The sequence below is a fragment of the Lactobacillus sp. ESL0261 genome (genome assembly GCF_003693025.1).
GTDB lineage: Bacteria > Bacillota > Bacilli > Lactobacillales > Lactobacillaceae > Lactobacillus > Lactobacillus kullabergensis.
Genome location: NZ_REHN01000005.1, coordinates 145,428 through 164,687, shown reverse-complemented (window position 1 = coordinate 164,687; position 19,260 = coordinate 145,428). Strand labels below are relative to the sequence as shown.

Below are 19,260 nucleotides of genomic sequence, written 5' to 3'. Positions count from 1 at the left end.
TTTTTGTTTTATTTTAACAGTTTTGCCAATGCTTTTTGATAACTTTCAGCAGCTTCATGTGCAGTAGCAATATCTGGTTTATTTACTCCAACATAAGCTTTAATTACTGGTTCTGTACCTGAGGGCCGCAAAGCCAGCCAAGTTTCATCGGCTAAAAAGTATTTTAATACATTTGATTTAGGTAAGTCTCTCATTGGTTTAGTGCCATCTTCATTAGATTCCTGTTGCTTTAAAAAGTCTTGAATTTTAACGACTGGGATCCCATTTATTTGTTGTAAGTTTTCAGAACGCAATTTCGCCATCAATTCGGCCATTTTCTTTTGTCCACCAATTCCTGGCATTTCTATAGCTTGGGTAATTTCATACGATGTGCCATATTTTTGCCAGATTTCACTCAAACCATCTAAGACTGTCATATTCCTTGAGGCATAATAAGAGGCTACTTCAGCAAACATTAGCGCTCCTTGCATAGCATCCTTATCTCGAGCAAATGGTTTAAAAAGGTAACCATAACTTTCTTCAAATCCCATTAAAAATTTGCCATCATGCATTTTATTCATGCGGTCAATTTCTTCGCCAATAAATTTAAAACCTGTCAAAACTGATTTTGTTTTGATACCAAAATCATCAGCAATTTTAAGTGGCATACTACTCGAAACTATTGAAGTAATCAATTCATAATCACTGATGAGTTGACCATTATTTTTCAAATTAACTAATAAATAGTAAATCATCAACGTAGCGATCTGATTACCTGTTAAAACTTGAAAGCCACCATCTTTTGTTCGCACACAAGCACCCATACGATCTGCATCAGGGTCAGTTGCAATGATTAAATCGGCATTTTTTTCATTTGCCAGCTTAATCCCTGGATCAAAAACATCGCGGTATTCTGGATTTGGCTTTTTAGTAGTGGGAAATTCTGGATCGATGATTGCCTGACTGGGAACGGGTATTACTTTACTAAAACCATTTTGCCTAAAAGCCCGTTCATAAAGTATTTTGCCTGTGCCATGCAAAGGAGTGTAAATAATTGTTAGCCTGTCAGCATTTTGCTCTATAAGTTTAGCATTAACATTTACCGTTTTCAGTTCTGCCAAATATGCCTCATCAATATCTTCTCCAATTAACTGTAAAATTCCCTGAGCACGAAGTTGAGCTACCGATGCAGTATTAACTGTAAATATATTAGTTACCTTTTGGGAGTATTCAAAAACCCGTTCTGCATCTTCAGGTCCCATTTGGGCACCATCAGCACCATAAACCTTGTAACCATTATATTGCTTGGCATTATGAGAAGCAGTGATATTAATTCCCGCATAAGAATGCAAATATCGTACTGCAAATGAAAGTTCAGGAGTTGGTCTTAAATCATCAAAAAGATAAACATTGATATTATGAGCTCCTAAAATTTGTGCTGCATGCTCCGCAAACTCGCGAGAGTGATAGCGAGAATCAAAAGAGATCACTACACCCCTTTTTTGAGCTTTGTCACCTTTTTCATCTATCAGACGAGCCAAACCTTCCGTCACTCGACCTATAGTATATAAATTAATACGATTAGTCCCTGGCTCAAGTCTGCCCCGCATTCCAGCAGTTCCAAAGTTAATATCCTGGCCAAATGCATCCGCAATCCATTTAGGATCTTGACTCAGCTTTGCTAACTGTTCTTGCAAGTAATCAGGCATGTTGTGGGCATTTTGCCATTCTTGAAATGTTTTTTCAGCTTTCATTTAGATAAGGTACCCCTATTTCTAGCAATAAATTCGGTTTCATAGATTCTATTCTAGCATTTATCATTATTGCTAGCCGTAAAAACAAAAAAAGAATTCAATTTAAATGAATTCTTTTTTTAATCTTTATATTTGACGATCATTTAAGTCTTGGAGATAATTATAAGCTTCTTGACCAGCAATGCTGCCATCACCAACTGCATTAGCAATCTGACGCAAGTCTTTAGCGCGCACATCACCTAAGGCAAAAATGCCATCAACTTTAGTTCTCATGTGTTCATCAGTTGGGATCCAGCCCTTCTCGTCAGTTATTCCCAAATCTTTAAATGGAGCGGTTTGAGGAATAACCCCAACATAAATAAAGACACCTCGAGTTTGCAAATGCTTTTCTTCTCCTGTTTCTTTATCTTTGTATGTGACTCCTGTAACCTTTTCGCCATCGCCATCAATAGATTCGGTCAAACCATTCCAAATAAAGTGCATTTTGGAATTAGCGAAAGCACGTTTTTGTAAAGTCGGCTGAGCCCGTAATTGATCACGACGATGGATAACCGTGACTGATTTAGCACTTTGTGCCAAATAAATTCCTTCTTCAATAGCTGAATCACCACCACCTATAACAGCAATGTCTTCGTCCTTAAAAAAGGCAGCATCACAGACTGCACAATAAGAAACACCTTTACCGGAATATTCTTCTTCACCCGGAACTCCTAAATGACGATGATCAGCTCCGGTAGCGATTATTAATGCAGGAGCGCTATATTCACCAGTGTCTGTTTTTACGATTTTCTGGTCTCCGTCTATAGTTACTGTTTGAACATCGCCATACTCAAATTTTGTACCAAATTTCATGATTGAATTATACATTTTTTCACCTAGTTCAGGTCCTTTTATTTCACTGAAACCAGGATAATTATCAATCGCATCGGTATTATTCATTTGCCCGCCATACAAGCCACGATCAAGCATTAGAACTGATAAATTTGCCCGAGAAGCATAAAGAGCGGCAGTTAACCCACCTGGTCCTGCTCCTATAATGATCACATCATATTTTTCCGTCATAGTTTTACCCCCAGTACTTTCTTATTTTTCGTAAGTAATGTTACAACGAATTGACCGCTAAAGTCTAATTTCCTGTTTAGGACTTCTACCCATCATCTTGGTAATTTCATCGTCAACATTGGAATTTTGGTATAACACTCGGTAAATTGCTTCGCTGATTGGCATATCTATTTGCTTTTCCTGACATAATTCATGCACAGCTTTTACCGTTGTAGCACCCTCTACAACTTGACCCATATTCTGCAATATGTAGTCAAGACTCTTTCCTTCTCCTAATTGCTTACCACAACGCCAATTACGCGAATTAACTGAAGTACAGGTAACAATTAAATCACCTATTCCGGAAAGTCCACTGAAAGTCATTGGATCAGCACCAAAATAATTAACTCCTAAACGCGTAATTTCAGCTAAACCACGAGTCATTAAAGCTGCTTTGGCATCATCACCATAATGTTTTCCTACTAAAATACCAGCTGCAATAGCAATAACATTTTTAACTGCTCCTGCCACTTCAACGCCAATTAAGTCATTGTTAGTATATAAGCGGAAATAATCATTTGAGAATAATTGCTGGACTTTTTGCGCATTTTCCCTGCTTGTTGAGGCACATGAAATTGCAGTTAAATCTTTTTGAGCAACGCTTTCTGCATGACTCGGTCCTGAGATTGCTACAATTTTGTCCTCATCATCTGGATAGATTTCTTCTGTCAATATTTCAGAAATCAATTTTTTAGATCCCGGCTCAATACCCTTAGTCGCTGTCACAATAAGTGGCTTAGCATTAGTCTTTTGTAACACCTTGCTTACATTTTGAGCAACACTGCGAATAGCCTGAGTAGGCAGAACAAATAAAACGATTTCTGCATCCTTTAGTGCTTGATTTAAATCACCCGTTGCAGTAACCGTCTGATTTACCTGCCAATTCTTCATGTAATGTTCATTAGTATGGTGTTGATTAACTTCATCATTAACTTTTGCGTTATTACCGTACAATACGATTTCATAGCCTTTATCAGCAAGCATCGATCCCAGAACCGTGCCCCATGAACCTGCTCCTAAAACTGCAATTTTTGTCATTTCTAACTCTCTTTCACTTAAAACAATTTATTAGTCTCGACTATAAGGATACTTCAAGCCGCTGCCGTCAAGATACCATTTCGGTTTAACTACTTTTCTGCGATAAATAAATAATCCTACGACCACAGCAAATAGTATTAAACTAAGCATTTGTGAAACGCGTATCGAACCCATTAAATAAAGGCTGTCAGTCCGCATCCCTTCCACAAAAAAACGCACCACAGAGTACCATGCCAAATAAAGCATAAATATTTCACCCTGTTTGAATAAATGCTTTTTATGTCTCAAAAACAATATTATTAACAAACCAATTAAATTAAAAAAAGATTCGTACAAGAAAGTAGGTTGGTAGTAGATTCCACCGATTTTCATTTGGCTGATGATAAAATTAGGCAAATGTAAGCTTTGTAAAAATGCTAATGTTGTTGGTTCACCATGGGCTTCCTGGTTAATAAAATTACCCCAGCGTCCCAATATCTGAGCCGCCATTACACCTGGGGTAATAATATCCAACATCAAAAATGGGGGTAGCATTCTTTTATAACAAAATACCAAAAGAACTGCCAAGCCTGCTAGCAAGCCGCCATAGATAGCGATGCCACCATTCCAAATAGCAATTATTTGATCGAGATGCTGGGAATAATAATTCCACTCAAAGATAACATAATAAATTCGTGCGCCAACATATCCAATCGGAACAGCCCATAACAGCAAATCCATGAAGTCGTCACTTTCAATTTGCCGTTTGCGTCCCTCAACAATTGCCATTGATACGGCTAAAATAATTGCCACTGCCATGATGACGCCATACCATTTGACACTTAGGTTTCCTAATTTAAATGCTACTGGACTAATGGTCAATGTCATTTATTCTTATCCTTTGCTGAATCTTCTTTAGAGTTTTTCTTAATTAACTTCGTTAAGTTATTATCAAAAGTTCTTGTAGCGTTATAACCACTTCTCTTGGCACGGAAATTCATTGTGGCAATTTCAATAATGTCTTCCATGTTGCGGCCTACTTTAACTGGAATAGTAATTTGTGGCACTTCAACATTGCAAATATCACGTTTGCTCTCTTCAAAGCCTAAACGATCGTAATTTGCCTTATTATCCCAATTAACAAGCTTGATTACTAGTTGAATACTTTCACGGCTTTTGACGGCACCAACACCAAACAAATCCATGACATCAATGATACCAATACCACGAATTTCCATTAGGTGTTTTAATATTTCCGGAGCTTCGCCCATCACCGTTTCCACATCTTTTTGATAGACATCAACCCGATCATCGGCAATTAAACGATGACCACGATGAATCAAACCCAAGGCAGTTTCAGATTTCCCAACACCAGAATCACCAGTCAAAAGGACACCCATGCCCTTGACTTCAATCAGAACACCATGAATAGTATCGCGAACGGCCAGACGTTCTCGCAAATATTCCGTTAATATACTAGAAACATAAGTGGTTGATTCAGGTGAAGAAAGGATTGGAATTTGTGCATCATCAGCAGCTTTAACTAATTCAGGCGGTACACGCAGAGAACGTGACACAAAAAAGCACGGCGTATCAGGTGTACAAAGCTTAGTAAAAACATCGACCAAGCTATCGTGATCTAACCTGGCAGCATAAGAAATTTCTGTTCTACCCAATAACTGAATACGCTGGCGCGGATAAAAATCAAAGTATCCTGTCAATTCCAACCCTGGTCTGTAAATATCGGATACTATAATTTCTTTATCGTTAATATATTGTTTTCCGTGCACAACGTGGACAATTTTATTATCACGAATTAAATTCTTTAATTTGACCGCATTTGTCATTTTTAAATTGCCCCTTTTTACTTGTCGACATCTTTAGTTTTAGCATCACGTACTTTTTTACGTTTTGGTCTGGCTTCATTATTTTGGCTCCAGTTGTCCCAGTTATAGGAACTAGACCCTGAGTGTCCGCTCTTATTTTCATCATTTTTAGTAAAATGGTTAATCAACCATATAATGCCAATTATTACTAGGGCTGCGGGCAATAACAAAATAAAGACATGAAACATGGCGTAAATAATACTCAAAATGACTACTGCAAGTAAAACTAAACCAATAATTCCCCAAAAACTCATCTAATCACCTACTCTGGATTTTCCTGACTTAAAAGCCACTGCAAATATGCATAAACAAATGGTTGCAGCTTACCATTCATTACACCATTTGTATCAGAAGTTTCATAGCTTGTACGCAAATCTTTAACCAAATTATAAGGATGAAAAACATAAGACCGAATTTGAGAACCCCAGCCAATTTCTTTTTGGTCACCTTTAAGTTCCTGTTTGTGTTTACGTTTCTTTTCTTCTTCTAAATGAAACAATTTTGCTCGCAATTCATTCATCGCGGTTTCCCTATTTTGCAGCTGGGATCGCTGTGCCTGAGATGTTGTTACAATTCCTGTGGGCAAGTGAGTGATTCTAACGGCACTTGAAGTTTTATTAATATGTTGTCCCCCTGCACCACTTGAACGGTAGACATCAATACGAAGGTCTTTAGGATTAATATCAACTTTAATACTGTCATCAATTTCCGGAATAACCTCAACAGACGCAAAAGACGTATGTCTTCTTTTAGCTGAATCAAATGGTGAGATTCTAACTAACCGGTGAACCCCATTTTCCGACTTCATTAGACCATAGGCATTTTTGCCAGTAATTTTTGCACTGACACTTTTAAGACCAGCTTCTTCTCCAGGTTCATAATTATTAATTTCAAACTTGAAATTCCTAATATCAGCATAACGCTGATACATTCTAAGAAGCATTTGCCCCCAGTCCATAGCCTCAGTACCACCAGCACCAGGGTGAATTTCAATAAGTGCATTATGACTATCGTATTTACCAGATAAGAGCAAATCTAATTCGTAATCATGAAATTCAGTCTGCAACTGTTGTAAATCTGCTTCAACTTCTTTTTGTAAATCATTATCTGACTCTTCTCTCAGCAACTCTACTGCAGTTATTTCATTTTCATAATCAGACTTTAATTTATCAAAAGAATCGCGTTTCTCTTTTAACAAATTTGTTTCACTGATCAAGCTTTGGGCTTTTTCTTGATCATCCCAAAAAGAGGGATCTTGCATCTTGTTTTCATTAACAATAATATTTTCAGTAATTGAATCTAAGTCAAAGAGACCCCCTAAAGTGGTCTAACCGCTTTTTTAAACTATCTAATTCATTTTGAATTTCACTTATTTCCATTTTTAAGCATAACACCTTTATTCTTAATAAAATTTCAGTAAAAAAGAGAAAGCAGCTGCTTTCTCTTCAATCTTAACTGTTAACGACTAAGATTTTGTCTAATTTCAGCTTTCATAAATAAACGAGTTACGTCAAATTCAATATTTGAAACCATTTCTTCAAACATGTTGTAACCAGAATCCTGGTATTCAACCAACGGATTAAGTTGACCGTAACCACGCAAACTAATTGATTGCCGTAATTGATCCATTGCATCTATATGATCAGTCCAGCGGTCATCAACTACTCGCAATATAACTACTTTTTCAAATTCAAGCATTTCTGAAGGATCAGCTAAAATTTCTTCTTTTTCTTCGTAATTAGCTTCAACAAGATCATATAGTTTTTGCTTTAAGTCAGATACTGTAATTGTTTTGAAGTCAATTGCATCTGTCTCTTCTTCATTGGTTAAACTGGAAGAAATAAAGTCCCGCAAAGAATCAAGGCGCCACTTGCTGCGATCACCTTGCGTAAACATATCTACTTGACTGTTAATAGTACGACGAATCATCGGAATTAAAACATCCTTAAGAGAATCTTCTTCGCCGATAACTTGCATCCTTTCACCGTAAATAATTTCACGTTGAATACGCATAACATCATCATATTGCAGAGTTTGCTTACGAGTATCGTAGTTATTACCTTCAACCCGTTTTTGAGCTGACTCAACTTGCCTGGTGATCAGACGACTCTCAATCACTTTATCATCGTCATTATCTGATAAACGATCAAGAAAATCTTTTACCCTGTCACCACCAAAACGCTTCATCAAATCATCTTCAAGTGAAAGATAAAAACGTGTAACACCAGGGTCACCCTGACGACCAGAACGTCCACGGAGCTGATTATCAATTCTACGAGATTCATGACGCTCGGTACCAATAACAGACAGTCCACCTAATTCTTTGACACCGGGCCCTAATTTAATGTCAGTACCACGACCAGCCATGTTAGTAGCAATAGTTACGGCACCGCGTTGACCAGCATTCATAATGATCTGAGCTTCTTTAGCATGGTTTTTAGCATTCAGAACTGCATGCGGTATTCCTTCTTGGTCAAGCAGTTTACTTAGTCTTTCAGAACTTTCAACCGCAACAGTACCGACCAAAACTGGTTGACCTTTAGAATGACGGTCTTTTATTTCATTGACAACAGCCGCAAACTTAGATGACAAAGTTGGGTAAAGAATATCAGGATTATCCTTTCTAATTAACGGGCGGTTAGTTGGAATCGTAATAACCTGCATATTGTAAATTTCACGAAACTCTTCTTCTTCCGTTTTAGCTGTACCAGTCATCCCAGCAAGTTTTTTATACATTCTAAAGAAGTTCTGGTAGGTAATTGTAGCCTGAGTCTTGGACTCTTCTTGAATCTTAACGCCTTCTTTTGCCTCAATAGCTTGGTGCAAACCATCAGAATAGCGCCGTCCCTGCATAACACGACCAGTGAACGAGTCCACAATTAAGACTTCACCATCTTGAACAACGTAATCAATATCTTTAAGCATAATGTAATTTGCTCTCAGAGCCTGATCAATATGGTGTACTAGTTTTTGATTCTCAACATCGTATAAATTTTTAAGTCCAAAATGATCACAAGCCTTTTGGATACCTGTTCTGGTTAACGAAATAGTTTTAGTAGGCCAGTCAATCTTATAATCACCATAGTCTTTGTCATCGTCTGCATCATCATCACTCTTATCCTCTTTAAGGGTTTTGACAAAACGGTCTGCACGAATATAGTCACCATTAGCTTGTTCGGCTTCACCCGAAATAATCAATGGCGTTCTAGCTTCATCAATTAAAATTGAGTCGACCTCATCGATAATAGCATAGTTAAGCTCGCGTTGAACCATTTGTTCCTTGTAAACAACCATGTTATCACGTAAATAGTCAAAACCAAGTTCAGAGTTAGTTGAATAAGTTACATCACAACTATAAGCTTCCCGTTTTTCATCTGGCGACATTGCATTAAGATTAAGACCAACAGTTAAGCCTAACCATTTATATAGCTGACCCATTTCTTCTGCGTCACGACTAGATAAGTATTCGTTGACAGTAACAACATGAACACCTTTTCCTGTTAGTGCGTTCAAATATACTGGCATGGTTGCAGTCAAAGTCTTACCTTCACCTGTCATCATTTCAGCGATGTTACCATAATGCAGCGCAATTCCACCCAGAACCTGCACATGAAATGGATAGAGTCCTAAAACTCTTTTGGCACCTTCACGAGCAACTGCAAAAGCTTCTGGTAAAAGTGAATCCAAACTTTCACCATTTTTTAGCCGATCACGAAATTCAGGCGTTTTTGCCTGCAATTCTTCATCAGAAAGTTGGCCATACTCTTCTGCATGACTTTCAACTTTACTAGCAATTTTTTCAAACTTTTTCAGTTCTCTTTTATCATTATTGTATAGTTTCTTTAAAATGTTTACCATTTAATCGATCCTTATATGTAGTTAAAGTATAAAAACACATAATAATTTTACCATGATTGACGCTAAATGAAAAATAAACAAAACAAAGACCTCACACTAAATGTGGGGCCCTTGCTTGATAATACTATTTTTATTTTGTTTCAATCAAACCATAACGGCCATCATTTCTGCGATAGACAACACTTGTACCGTTAGTTTCACCATCTTGGAAAACAAAGAAATCATGTTCAAGCATATTCATTTGCAAAATGGCTTCTTCAGGACTCATCGGTTTCAGACCTATTTGCTTATTGCGCACAATAGAAAACTCATTGACCTCTTTATCTTTAGAATCCTCTTCTGCACTTTCAACGAAGAAGTCGTTAAATCCTTTTTCACGACTCTTACGATTCACTCGAGTCTTATACTTTCTAATTTGTCTTTCAAGTTTCTCTGAAACAAAATCAATACTGCGGTACATATCGTCAGTTGTTTCTTCAGCTCTCAATACTAAGTATGGCAGTGGTATAGTTACCTCGACTTTAGCCTTGTGATCACGATACACCTTTAAATTTACATGTGCAATCATATCTTGATTCAAATCAAAATACTTCTCTAATTTTTTTAGGCGTTTTTCTACGTAACTTCTTAAAGCATCAGTTACCTCAATATTTTCACCACGGACATTATACTTTAACATATGAGATTCTCCTTTCAACTGCTTATGCAGTCTTATGTTACCTATATTATAGCAAAATTATAGCAAAACATGAAAGCGCTGAACAATTTAGTTTTATCTGCATAAGGTAAAACTACTAATTTTTGCATTAGGAAAAACTTCTGCCAACGCATCCCGTGCATGATAAAGCGTTCTGCCCGTAGTATATATATCATCTAATAAAAGTATCTTGTATTTCTTCAAATTAATCGTAAAGTTTTTCTTAACAAAAAAACTTTGCTCACTTCTTAATCTTTCAGCGCGATTTTTTTCTCCTTGTGCACTTAGCCCTGGTTTTTTACTCAATACACAGGTTAATGAAACCAGATTACTATAAATTGAACTGATAGTATCAAACTGTCTTTGTTCAAGATGCTCTGGAGAAGTGGGCACAGGAACATAGAGGTCTGCTTGACGTTTAGTTAAATCTTCCCGACATAATTCCTCTAATACTTTGTGCAAAGCATAATCACCATACCTCTTATAATTAACCATTAAATCATGAAAAGCTTCATTATATAAATATAAGGAATGATTTTTTAGTAATTTTTTTCCATAGATTTTCTGCCAATTAATACAATCTAAACAAAATTTATTTTGGCTCAACTTACCAAAACAATTTGGACAATGTTTGTCAGGGATGCGCATATATTTACTTTGACAATTAGAGCAAATACATTTGGTTTCCTGTTTGTGCCAAGAAAATAATTGGATAAATGACACTTTAGCAACAAAAAGCTGACCACACAGTATGCATTTTTTCATTTGTTCATCTCACGAATTTGTTTCATCGCATCACGAATACTTTTAGTGTATTTATGATAACAAAATAATATTAAACCACTGGGATCAGTTTTAGCTCGACCCACTCTGCCAGCTATTTGTACTAGGCTCGATGCAGAATAAATTTTATCATCCGCTTGAACAACAATTACCCAGACATGGTTAAAAGTAACGCCTCGTTCTAATATTGTAGTTGTCACTAACAGCTGAATTTTTCCCGCCCGAAACTTTTCAACCTTTTCAATTCTATTAGTATCATTTGCATAAACTCCAGAAATCCTAATCTGACTAAATTTCGGCTCTTTTTTCAAGGCATCTATATAAATATTTATTTGGTCAATCCGAGGTACAAAAAGCAGTAATGGGTGGCCTGCTTCTATAACTTTCACAATTTCTTTAATGAGTCTGACATTAATTTTGTTTTGGCTCAGAAAGGGACGGAGAAACAATTTTTCTTTTGGTACAGGTAAAAGATTTCCATGGAACCTTCTTTTCAACTTTAGTTTGCGCAATTTACCTTTTTCTACAGATACCAATAAATCTTTAGTAGGCGTTGCTGTTAAGTAAACGCGTTGACCGCCATCATTAACCGCATTCGTTGCTGCAAAATGTAATTCTGAATTATGGACATAGGGAAAAGAATCAGCTTCATCAATCACAAGTAAATCAAAAGCATGAAAAAATTTTAATAATTGGTGTGTTGTACAAATAGTTAATTGCTCCAGTCCCGGCTCTTGATACTCACGCCCATGATATTTACCGATCTTAATTTCACTAAAAGCTTTTTGAAAACGCGGATATAATTCGTTTACCACATCAATTCTTGGCGTGGCTATACAACATCTTTTTCCTTCTGCCAAACAATGTGCTATTAAAGGAAATAACATTTCTGTTTTACCTGCACCGGTTACAGCATGAACTAGTGAATCGCGACCATCAACATAATTTTCAACTAACTTACGTGCAATTTTAGCCTGTAGTAAGGTTAGTTCACCCTTCCACGTTAATCCACCATTTGCTTTTATCGAAAAATTTATTTTTTGTTTATTGCGAATTAAATAATCGCCTTCCACAATTCTTCCCAGACCAATGCAAGCTCTGCAATATTTTTTACCACTTGGCAATTGGGCATAAACATTGGCATTGCAGCGCAAGCAACGACCATTTTTAATTGCCTCGACTTTGGTTAAACCATCCTTTGTGCTAAAATCCATTTGACTACTAAGCCATTGGCGGCCTGCAAGATTTGAAATACTTTCCATTTTGTCCTCCAATGATAAATACGCAAGAAGGGTTGATTTTTTTGAATGAAAAAGAAAATTATTTGACCATTAAAGAAAATGGCAATCACGAATTAACGATTAAAAAAAGTCGCTTTATTACAACTTTAATACGGACCTCAACTATTGAAGAAGCTGAAAAGGCAATTGCCACTGTTTCTAGCAAATACCGTGATGCCACTCATAATACGTTTGCTTACACCATTGGTTTAAACGATGAGCATGTTAAAGCCAGCGACAACGGTGAACCTTCTGGTACTGCGGGAGTACCAGAATTAAAAGCCTTGCAGTTAATGAAGCTTAAAAATGTCACTGCAGTAGTTACACGCTATTTTGGCGGAATAAAACTGGGAGCTGGAGGATTGATCCGTGCATATTCTAATAGTGTGACTAAGGCAGCCGAAGCCTTGGGTGTAGTTAAACGCGTTCAGCAACAAGGTGTTAAATTCGAAGTCGATTATAATAAATTCGATGAGGTCCAGCATTATCTTAAACAAGAAAAAATTTTTATTGCCAATATTGACTATGGCGTCAGCGTGACAATTTCAATTTACATTGATGAAGGCAAATTAGAGGAATTAGAGAATGACCTCACTAATATTTTGTCCGGCAAAATACAGTTTATTTTTCTGCCTAAAAGATATAATGAGGTTCCCGTTACTCAGCACAATTATCATGATCAATAAAAGCATAATTCAATAACTATACAAAAGAAGACAATCCACATTTAAGGAATTTGTCTTCTTTTTTCTTGTTAATTTTAGCAGTAGTCAAATTGACCTTAAAACTAGTATCTTCCAAGCTTAATCTTTCTTTTTCTTTCTTAATTGCTCAGGCTTGTCTTGCCCAAGATGCCAAACTTCCACAGTAGGATCTTTTTTACTCCGAGAATTAATCAGCTTTTGGGTCAAATTCATCAGCGGTTTATATTTTTCTCCTAAAAGTCCAATGGATTCCACAAAAAACTCTAATGCAGCTGCCAGACCAGCAATTAAAACCCACATCCCCCACATTGGTGACAATAAAAACAAGAGGGAAATGAATGAAAAAATAAGTGATAAAGCATAAATAGTTAAAACGGTTTGTCTATGGGTTAAACCCATTTTCATTAGTTGATGATGCAAATGGTGCTTATCGGCTTGCGAAACGGGACGGTTATTTAATTTGCGCCGAATCATGGCATAAATCGTATCTGTAATTGGAACGCCTAAAATAGTGACTGGCACTAACAGAGAAATAAAAGTCACATTTTTTAAACCTTTAAGTGAAAATACCGCAATCATAAAGCCAATGTATAACGCCCCTGTATCACCCAAAAATATTTTTGCGGGATGAAAGTTATAAGGCAAAAATCCCAATAGACATGCAGCAAGCATAAAACAACCAATAGGTATGTATAGTTGACCGGTATGCAGAAAGAAATAACCAACGATCCCCATGGTAATAAGTGAAATCATCGAAACCCCATCGGCCAGGCCATCAAGACCATCAATTAAGTCAACAGCATTAGTTAAAGCTAAGATCCAAAAAATAGTAATTGGCAGACTCCACCATCCCAAATTTATTTGTTTGTTCAAAAATGGCAGATTGAGAACATTCATTTTAATACCGGCAAGAAAATAAATTACTAGAGCACCGATAAAAATACCCAGCATTTTTTGTCTTGGCTTCAGCTCCATAATATCATCGATTATGCCAGTCAAGACAATTACACTAGAGCCTAAAAGTATGCTAAAAGCCTCATGTGTTGGAAATTGCTCACGCAATAAAACAAAAGCGCCAATATTAAAGGTCACAAAAATACCCAATCCACCCAACGTTGGCATTGGTTTTTTATTTACCCTTCTTTTATTTGGAATGTCGACTGCACCTAATACAAAAGCCAATCTCCTAATAAAAGGCGTGATCGCAGCTTGTATAATCACTAAAAAGAATAATTCAACAATAATTTTAAACATAGTCGGCTACTTTCATTTATAGTTGTCTTAATTATACAAGGTGGAATAAAAATGCACAAATTAGGTTAATTGAATACAAGTATTTTTTAACAAAAAACTGTTATTTATAATTAAAAAGAACTGGGTTCAAATGAATCCAGTTCTGATTAATCTGTAAAATATAAAAACTAACTTTGAGAGGCAGCTGAACTCGTATCAGCCTCTATTTTGACATTAGTTGCCGCACTTTCTCCAGCTATTTTTCCAAAAACAACAGCATTAGTAATGCCCATTCCGCAACCAGGATAAGTCATTCCGCGCCAGCCACCTGTAGTACTTCCTGCAGCATAAAGATTGTTTATCTTGTGATCAAAATTGTCCAGAACTTCTGCTTTGGTGTTAATAGCTAGTCCACCTGCCATGTCTGGTGTTGATGGAGCCAGTTTAGCAGCATAAAATGGCGCTTTAAAAGCTGTTAAATCTTTTTGACGACCAAATTCTGTGTCTTCACCTTTAGTGACATCATTATTCCACTTTTTAATTGTTTGCTCTAATACCTCTGGATTTAGGTTAATCTGCTGGGCTAATTCTTGTATCGTATCAGCTTTCTTAAAGTAGCCATCTTCTACCTCACGTTTTAAATGTGGTGACGGAGCTGGTGCTGAAAAAGCAGCTGGCATTTCATTTGCCATGCCTTCATCAAAAATTAACCAAACGTAGCCTTGATCAAGACTTGCGATTTTCTTAGAGGCATATTCAAAATACATATCTTCCCTAAAGTGTCTTTTAGCATCTGTGCCTACCCAAATGTAAGGCTTTGTCCAGGCAGTACACAGAGGACCGATACATACATTATCGCCGGATTGAGTGCCAATTGAGTTTGCTATTGGCATCCACATATCTTTTAACTTAGCGCCAATTTCAGCACCCATAGTGATACCATCACCCATTTGTCTGATTGAACCATACGATTCTCCAACAGCAAAATCAGGCGCAAAACTCTTAAGCATTTCTTTATTACGAGAAAAGCCTGCCGTAGCAATAATAACACTTTGGGCTTTGTAGTTACCCTTATTAGTATGTACACCAACTACATTATTATTCTCGTCAGTTATTAAGTTCTCAGCTGTAATATTAAAAATAAATTTTGTTCCAACTGCTTTTGCCTTATTGTAAAGCGGCTTTGACAGACCATAGCCACTTTTTTCGATGGTCAAATGCGATCTGGCTGCCGGAATAGCATAGTCTTTCATTGCTTCTTCATTGCCAATTTCCTGGACTTCTTGAAAATTGACACCAACTTCACCAGCCAGCCATTCATAATCTTCTGCGCCATGTTCAACGATTGTTTCTCTCATGCCCGCATCTTCATAGCCTTGACCAACTGCTTTTAAATAATTATTCCAGTTTTCCTTGGTATCTTTTATTCCCTGAGATTTTTGCAAACTAGTGCCCCCACCAGCGTTGTAATAACCACCAGATAAAGTCATATCTGACAACATATAACTTGAAGTATATTCTAAACAAATTACTGAGGCACCTTTTTGCCTTGCAGCAATAGAAGCTGAAAGACCAGCAGCTCCCGCTCCGATTACCAAAATATCTGTTTGATCTTCAAATTCTAAATTATCTGGATTTATGTTGCGATAGTCTTTGCCATTATCCTTTTTCTCAGTATTTCTCAAATCAACTTTTTTATCAAGACCACTAGGATCGCCAGCCTTTGAAACTGCATCTCTGACTGCTTTTTGGACAGCTTGAAAACTAATAGTTGCTCCAGTAACTACATCAATGTTATATGACTGATGCTCAACAATTAGTTTTGGTGCCTTTTTTAAAGCAACAGTGCTTATACCAGAAGTTTCATCCTGTTGATCAATTGTTACATTCGTAATTTTATTGTCTTTAACGGTTACCGAAACCTTAACTTCACCGCGGTTACCAGAACCTTGTCCCTGATAAATGCCATCTTTTAAATTTGCCATTTCTTATCCTTTCGTTAGAAACTAAGCTTGATTTAACGCAGATTCAACAGCCTCTTTAAATGCACGACTTGATGCAGAAGCTCCAGATACAGCATCTACATTAACTGTTTTGTTAGTCAGCATTTCTTGTTTCATTTTCTTAATCGCTTTTTCACCGTAGTCAGGAGATTCGCTTTCTTTTAAAACTTCAATATTGGTTGGACGCTTATCACTGTCAACTGTTACTCGCACTACTATTTCATTGCCCATGCCGCTTGTTGATTTACCAATATATTGATTTTCAGCAGTGGAATAATCTTCTTGCTTACCTTCTGATTCAGGAAATGCAGCATCAGTATTATTTTCACTAGCACTGGCACCTGAGACTACTTGATCATCTTTAGTCTTGGCGGCATTTTCTCCGGCTATTTTACCAAATATTAAGCAGTCAGCCATGTCGCCACCGCCATTATATTGATTTGCACCGATATGACCCAGTTCACCAGCAGCATACAAGTGTGGCAAAACTTTCTGATCTGTATCTAATACTTCAGCATTTTTATTTCGACGTGGGCCACCCTGGGTGTTTAACATGGTGTGCTGTTGAGCTAACGAATAAAATGGCCCCGTAAGTGAAATTTTGGTCATTGACTCTGGCTTGCGGCCACATTGGTAATCAACTCCACGATCAACGAAGAAATTATATGTGTTCAAAGTATTTTCTAAAACTGCCGGATCAACTTTTATTTCTTTAGCTAAGTCAGAGATAGTTTCTGACTTAACTACTTTAGTTAAAGCTTCCTTTTGAAATTCATCATTCTCAGCTGAGAATAGTTCATCATATTTCTTCTGGTCAAAAATCATATGAGGATGCACTTGGGCTAAAGGGATTCTCCAAAGACCATGATTATAGCGATGACCATGACGGGTTGGATCGTCTTCTGCTACATAACGCGTACCATCATCGCCGACTGTGATCAGTGAACCGGCAAATAATGCTTTCCAGGCCATAATATTATGAGCTCTTTGACCTTTAGGAGCAGCTAAATTTACAGTTCCACCTGGTTCATAATTATTCATATGCCATAAATCCGCACCAACTTCTATAGCCATTTTGATGCCATCGCCATTGTTATAAAGCGTTCCGTATGGCAGTAAATTAGTTTCACCTAAATAGTCCTGCACCATTTGTTCGTTATTTTCAAATCCACCTAGCGCTAAAACTACACCATTTTTTGCTTGAACATTGAACAGCTTGTCTTTATTTTCAATCTGTACACCGATAATTGTCTTATCCGTATCCTGAATCAAGTGCTTTGCTGGTGTTGAATAAAGCACATCAATCTTGTCGCTGCGATCCAGCACATTCTGCCGCAATTTTTTCCAAAGAGCTGCATCGAATATCTGATCATGCACTAACAAGTCATCATTGGTGTCTGCGCCTTCAAATTCAGGATATTCTGCACTCATATATGCCAACATAGCAACATTTTTGTTACCTGGATTATTTTTTACGCTAAATGCTTTACCACCCAGATATTTTTCAAAGTAATCCGGTAAATTAACCATCCCTTTTACAAAAGTTTCAAGCACCTGTTCATCTAAATCAAGTGGAGCAGTCATTTTTTGATAATACTTTTTGAGCTTGTCATAATCATAACCTGCTTCAACAATCTGACCACAGTATCTGGTATTTCCACCTTCATGTCCTTCTGGAGCACTGTCAACTAGAAGAACTTTAGCTCCCTTATCTGCGGCAAAACGCGCTGCTGTAGCACCTGCTCCGCCAAAACCGATTACCACGACGTCATAAGTTGCATTCCATGATTCGTTATCTTTTAAAAACATTTTTTTCTCCCAAATTAAATTGCATTAATGCTATTAGATTGTAAAATTTTTTGCAGTCGGTACTCTCTGACTGTTACCCCGAACCACTTCTTAAAAGCCTTATAAAATGAGGCAACACTGTTAAAACCAACTAAAAAACTTACTTCAGCAGTATTTAAAGTTTTATCTTGAAGCAGATTTTGTGCCAAAATTTTTTGCACAATACTGAGTTGCTTTTTAAATGTAGTACCCTCATTTTGCAGCCATCTTTGCAAGGTCCGTGAAGAAATACCCAGTTTATTTGCTACATCTTTTAGCTGAAAATTACCCCCAGCAATCAGCTTAAAAAGAGTGTTTTGCACAACGGCTGAAATTGGAGGATTAATATTTAATTTTTTAATGTACTTTTTTAAACCGGGTTCAATAAAGTTCCACATTACATCATTCTTAGTTATAAAAGGTTGTTCTAAATCACACTTTCTAAACACCAAATAATTGTCTAAACTATTTTGACCTTTAATGCCTAAATAACTATTAATTTTTGATCCATATTTGTATTTGCTACCAACAGATACAGGAACAATATTTTTATTTGTTCCAGCTCTAATCAGACTAACTAAAGAAATTTGATCAACTAGTAGACTAAAACGTGAGAATTTACGATATTGATCCAGGTATCTGATATGAATTCTTAAATTTTCACCTTCTTTAAATCTTCCCATTTCGATTGGCCCTATAAGCTGCTGATAGGTTGCCAACCGAGAAATTGCCTGTATTCCGTTTTTACTTGATAATGCAGCAAAATATGGAGGAACAAACTGGTAAAAATTTCGGACATCGCTGCAAGCCAGCAACTGCTCATCACTTGCTTTTCTATCAAGCACCTCAAATACATGCGAATTCTTAATCCACTTGGCATTGAGATATTTGTCCATAACGCTGGAATCAAGTAACCCCGAAATAGAATCAAATGGATACCCTAGCTCTTGCAAAAAATCTTTCAGCTCAATTGTTATTTTTTGATTCACAGCAGTTTCCTCCATTCAATTTCAATTGTATACCCTTTCATTTTAGCAAAATATGTCTCTTTACGATAATATATGTCAAAATACGCCACTTTTTAGTCATATTTATAAAAAAGAAATAAATAAAAAAGGCTGAATTTTTAAAATTCAAC

At 36.7% G+C, this 19,260-nt stretch carries 16 protein-coding genes; 1 reads left to right on the top strand and 15 read right to left on the bottom strand.

Annotated elements, in window-relative coordinates; genetic code table 11:
- Nucleotides 1-8: 8 nt before the first annotated feature.
- The 11 genes from F5ESL0261_RS03345 to F5ESL0261_RS03295 all read right to left on the bottom strand — a co-directional run bounded on the left by F5ESL0261_RS03345 (nucleotide 9) and on the right by F5ESL0261_RS03295 (nucleotide 12,337).
- Nucleotides 9-1,733 (bottom strand): phospho-sugar mutase, encoded by a 1,725-nt coding sequence (locus F5ESL0261_RS03345; protein ID WP_122052155.1) that lies wholly within the window; start codon nucleotides 1,731-1,733, stop codon nucleotides 9-11.
- Between the two features lie 126 nt (nucleotides 1,734-1,859).
- On the bottom strand, nucleotides 1,860-2,795 hold the full coding sequence (trxB, locus tag F5ESL0261_RS03340; RefSeq protein ID WP_122052154.1) for a thioredoxin-disulfide reductase: 936 nt from the start codon (nucleotides 2,793-2,795) through the stop codon (nucleotides 1,860-1,862).
- Between the two features lie 57 nt (nucleotides 2,796-2,852).
- Entirely contained in the window at nucleotides 2,853-3,872 is a 1,020-nt protein-coding gene (locus tag F5ESL0261_RS03335) for an NAD(P)H-dependent glycerol-3-phosphate dehydrogenase (RefSeq protein ID WP_034977470.1), read from the bottom strand.
- Nucleotides 3,873-3,902: 30 nt separating this feature from the next.
- Entirely contained in the window at nucleotides 3,903-4,739 is an 837-nt protein-coding gene (gene lgt, locus F5ESL0261_RS03330; RefSeq protein ID WP_122052153.1) for a prolipoprotein diacylglyceryl transferase, read from the bottom strand.
- Nucleotides 4,736-5,698 (bottom strand): HPr(Ser) kinase/phosphatase, encoded by a 963-nt coding sequence (hprK, locus tag F5ESL0261_RS03325; RefSeq protein WP_122052152.1) that lies wholly within the window; start codon nucleotides 5,696-5,698, stop codon nucleotides 4,736-4,738. The genes lgt and hprK overlap by 4 nt, the downstream gene beginning before the upstream one ends.
- 17 nt (nucleotides 5,699-5,715) lie before the next feature.
- Nucleotides 5,716-5,991, bottom strand: a complete 276-nt coding sequence (locus F5ESL0261_RS03320; protein ID WP_045927794.1) for a hypothetical protein — start codon at nucleotides 5,989-5,991, stop codon at nucleotides 5,716-5,718.
- An 8-nt stretch (nucleotides 5,992-5,999) separates the two neighbouring features.
- Nucleotides 6,000-7,116, bottom strand: a protein-coding gene (prfB, locus tag F5ESL0261_RS03315) for a peptide chain release factor 2 (protein WP_122052151.1) whose coding sequence is annotated in 2 segments (ribosomal slippage) — nucleotides 6,000-7,043 and nucleotides 7,045-7,116 — 1,116 coding nt in all. Because the reading frame shifts where the segments join, the coding sequence is not laid out codon by codon here.
- A gap of 79 nt (nucleotides 7,117-7,195) precedes the next feature.
- On the bottom strand, nucleotides 7,196-9,595 hold the full coding sequence (secA, locus tag F5ESL0261_RS03310; protein ID WP_122052150.1) for a preprotein translocase subunit SecA: 2,400 nt from the start codon (nucleotides 9,593-9,595) through the stop codon (nucleotides 7,196-7,198).
- A gap of 130 nt (nucleotides 9,596-9,725) precedes the next feature.
- Nucleotides 9,726-10,274, bottom strand: coding sequence for a ribosome hibernation-promoting factor, HPF/YfiA family (gene hpf, locus F5ESL0261_RS03305; protein ID WP_034977454.1), 549 nt, complete (start codon nucleotides 10,272-10,274; stop codon nucleotides 9,726-9,728).
- A gap of 93 nt (nucleotides 10,275-10,367) precedes the next feature.
- A complete protein-coding gene (locus F5ESL0261_RS03300; protein WP_122052149.1) occupies nucleotides 10,368-11,057 on the bottom strand; it encodes a ComF family protein in 690 nt (229 codons plus the stop codon).
- Nucleotides 11,054-12,337 carry a helicase-related protein gene (locus F5ESL0261_RS03295; RefSeq protein ID WP_122052148.1) on the bottom strand — a complete coding sequence of 428 codons (1,284 nt, stop codon included), beginning with the start codon at nucleotides 12,335-12,337 and terminating at the stop codon, nucleotides 11,054-11,056. The genes F5ESL0261_RS03300 and F5ESL0261_RS03295 overlap by 4 nt, the downstream gene beginning before the upstream one ends.
- Nucleotides 12,338-12,378: 41 nt before the next feature.
- Between F5ESL0261_RS03295 and F5ESL0261_RS03290 the strand changes: the two genes are divergently transcribed.
- The gene (locus F5ESL0261_RS03290) at nucleotides 12,379-13,041 is read left to right on the top strand and encodes a YigZ family protein (protein WP_122052147.1); all 663 of its coding nucleotides are present in this window, start codon (nucleotides 12,379-12,381) and stop codon (nucleotides 13,039-13,041) included.
- 117 nt (nucleotides 13,042-13,158) lie between these two features.
- On the opposite strand, the gene F5ESL0261_RS03285 is transcribed toward F5ESL0261_RS03290, so the two are convergent.
- From F5ESL0261_RS03285 to F5ESL0261_RS03270, 4 genes are all read right to left on the bottom strand, one after another.
- Nucleotides 13,159-14,313, bottom strand: a complete 1,155-nt coding sequence (locus F5ESL0261_RS03285; protein WP_122052146.1) for a glycosyltransferase family 4 protein — start codon at nucleotides 14,311-14,313, stop codon at nucleotides 13,159-13,161.
- A gap of 167 nt (nucleotides 14,314-14,480) precedes the next feature.
- Nucleotides 14,481-16,277, bottom strand: a complete 1,797-nt coding sequence (locus F5ESL0261_RS03280) for an FAD-binding protein (protein ID WP_122052145.1) — start codon at nucleotides 16,275-16,277, stop codon at nucleotides 14,481-14,483.
- Nucleotides 16,278-16,298: 21 nt separating this feature from the next.
- A complete protein-coding gene (locus tag F5ESL0261_RS03275) occupies nucleotides 16,299-18,104 on the bottom strand; it encodes an FAD-dependent oxidoreductase (RefSeq protein WP_122052144.1) in 1,806 nt (601 codons plus the stop codon).
- A 14-nt stretch (nucleotides 18,105-18,118) separates the two neighbouring features.
- Complete coding sequence (locus tag F5ESL0261_RS03270) at nucleotides 18,119-19,111, bottom strand: AraC family transcriptional regulator (protein ID WP_052697056.1); 993 nt, start codon at nucleotides 19,109-19,111, stop codon at nucleotides 18,119-18,121.
- Nucleotides 19,112-19,260 lie beyond the last annotated feature (149 nt).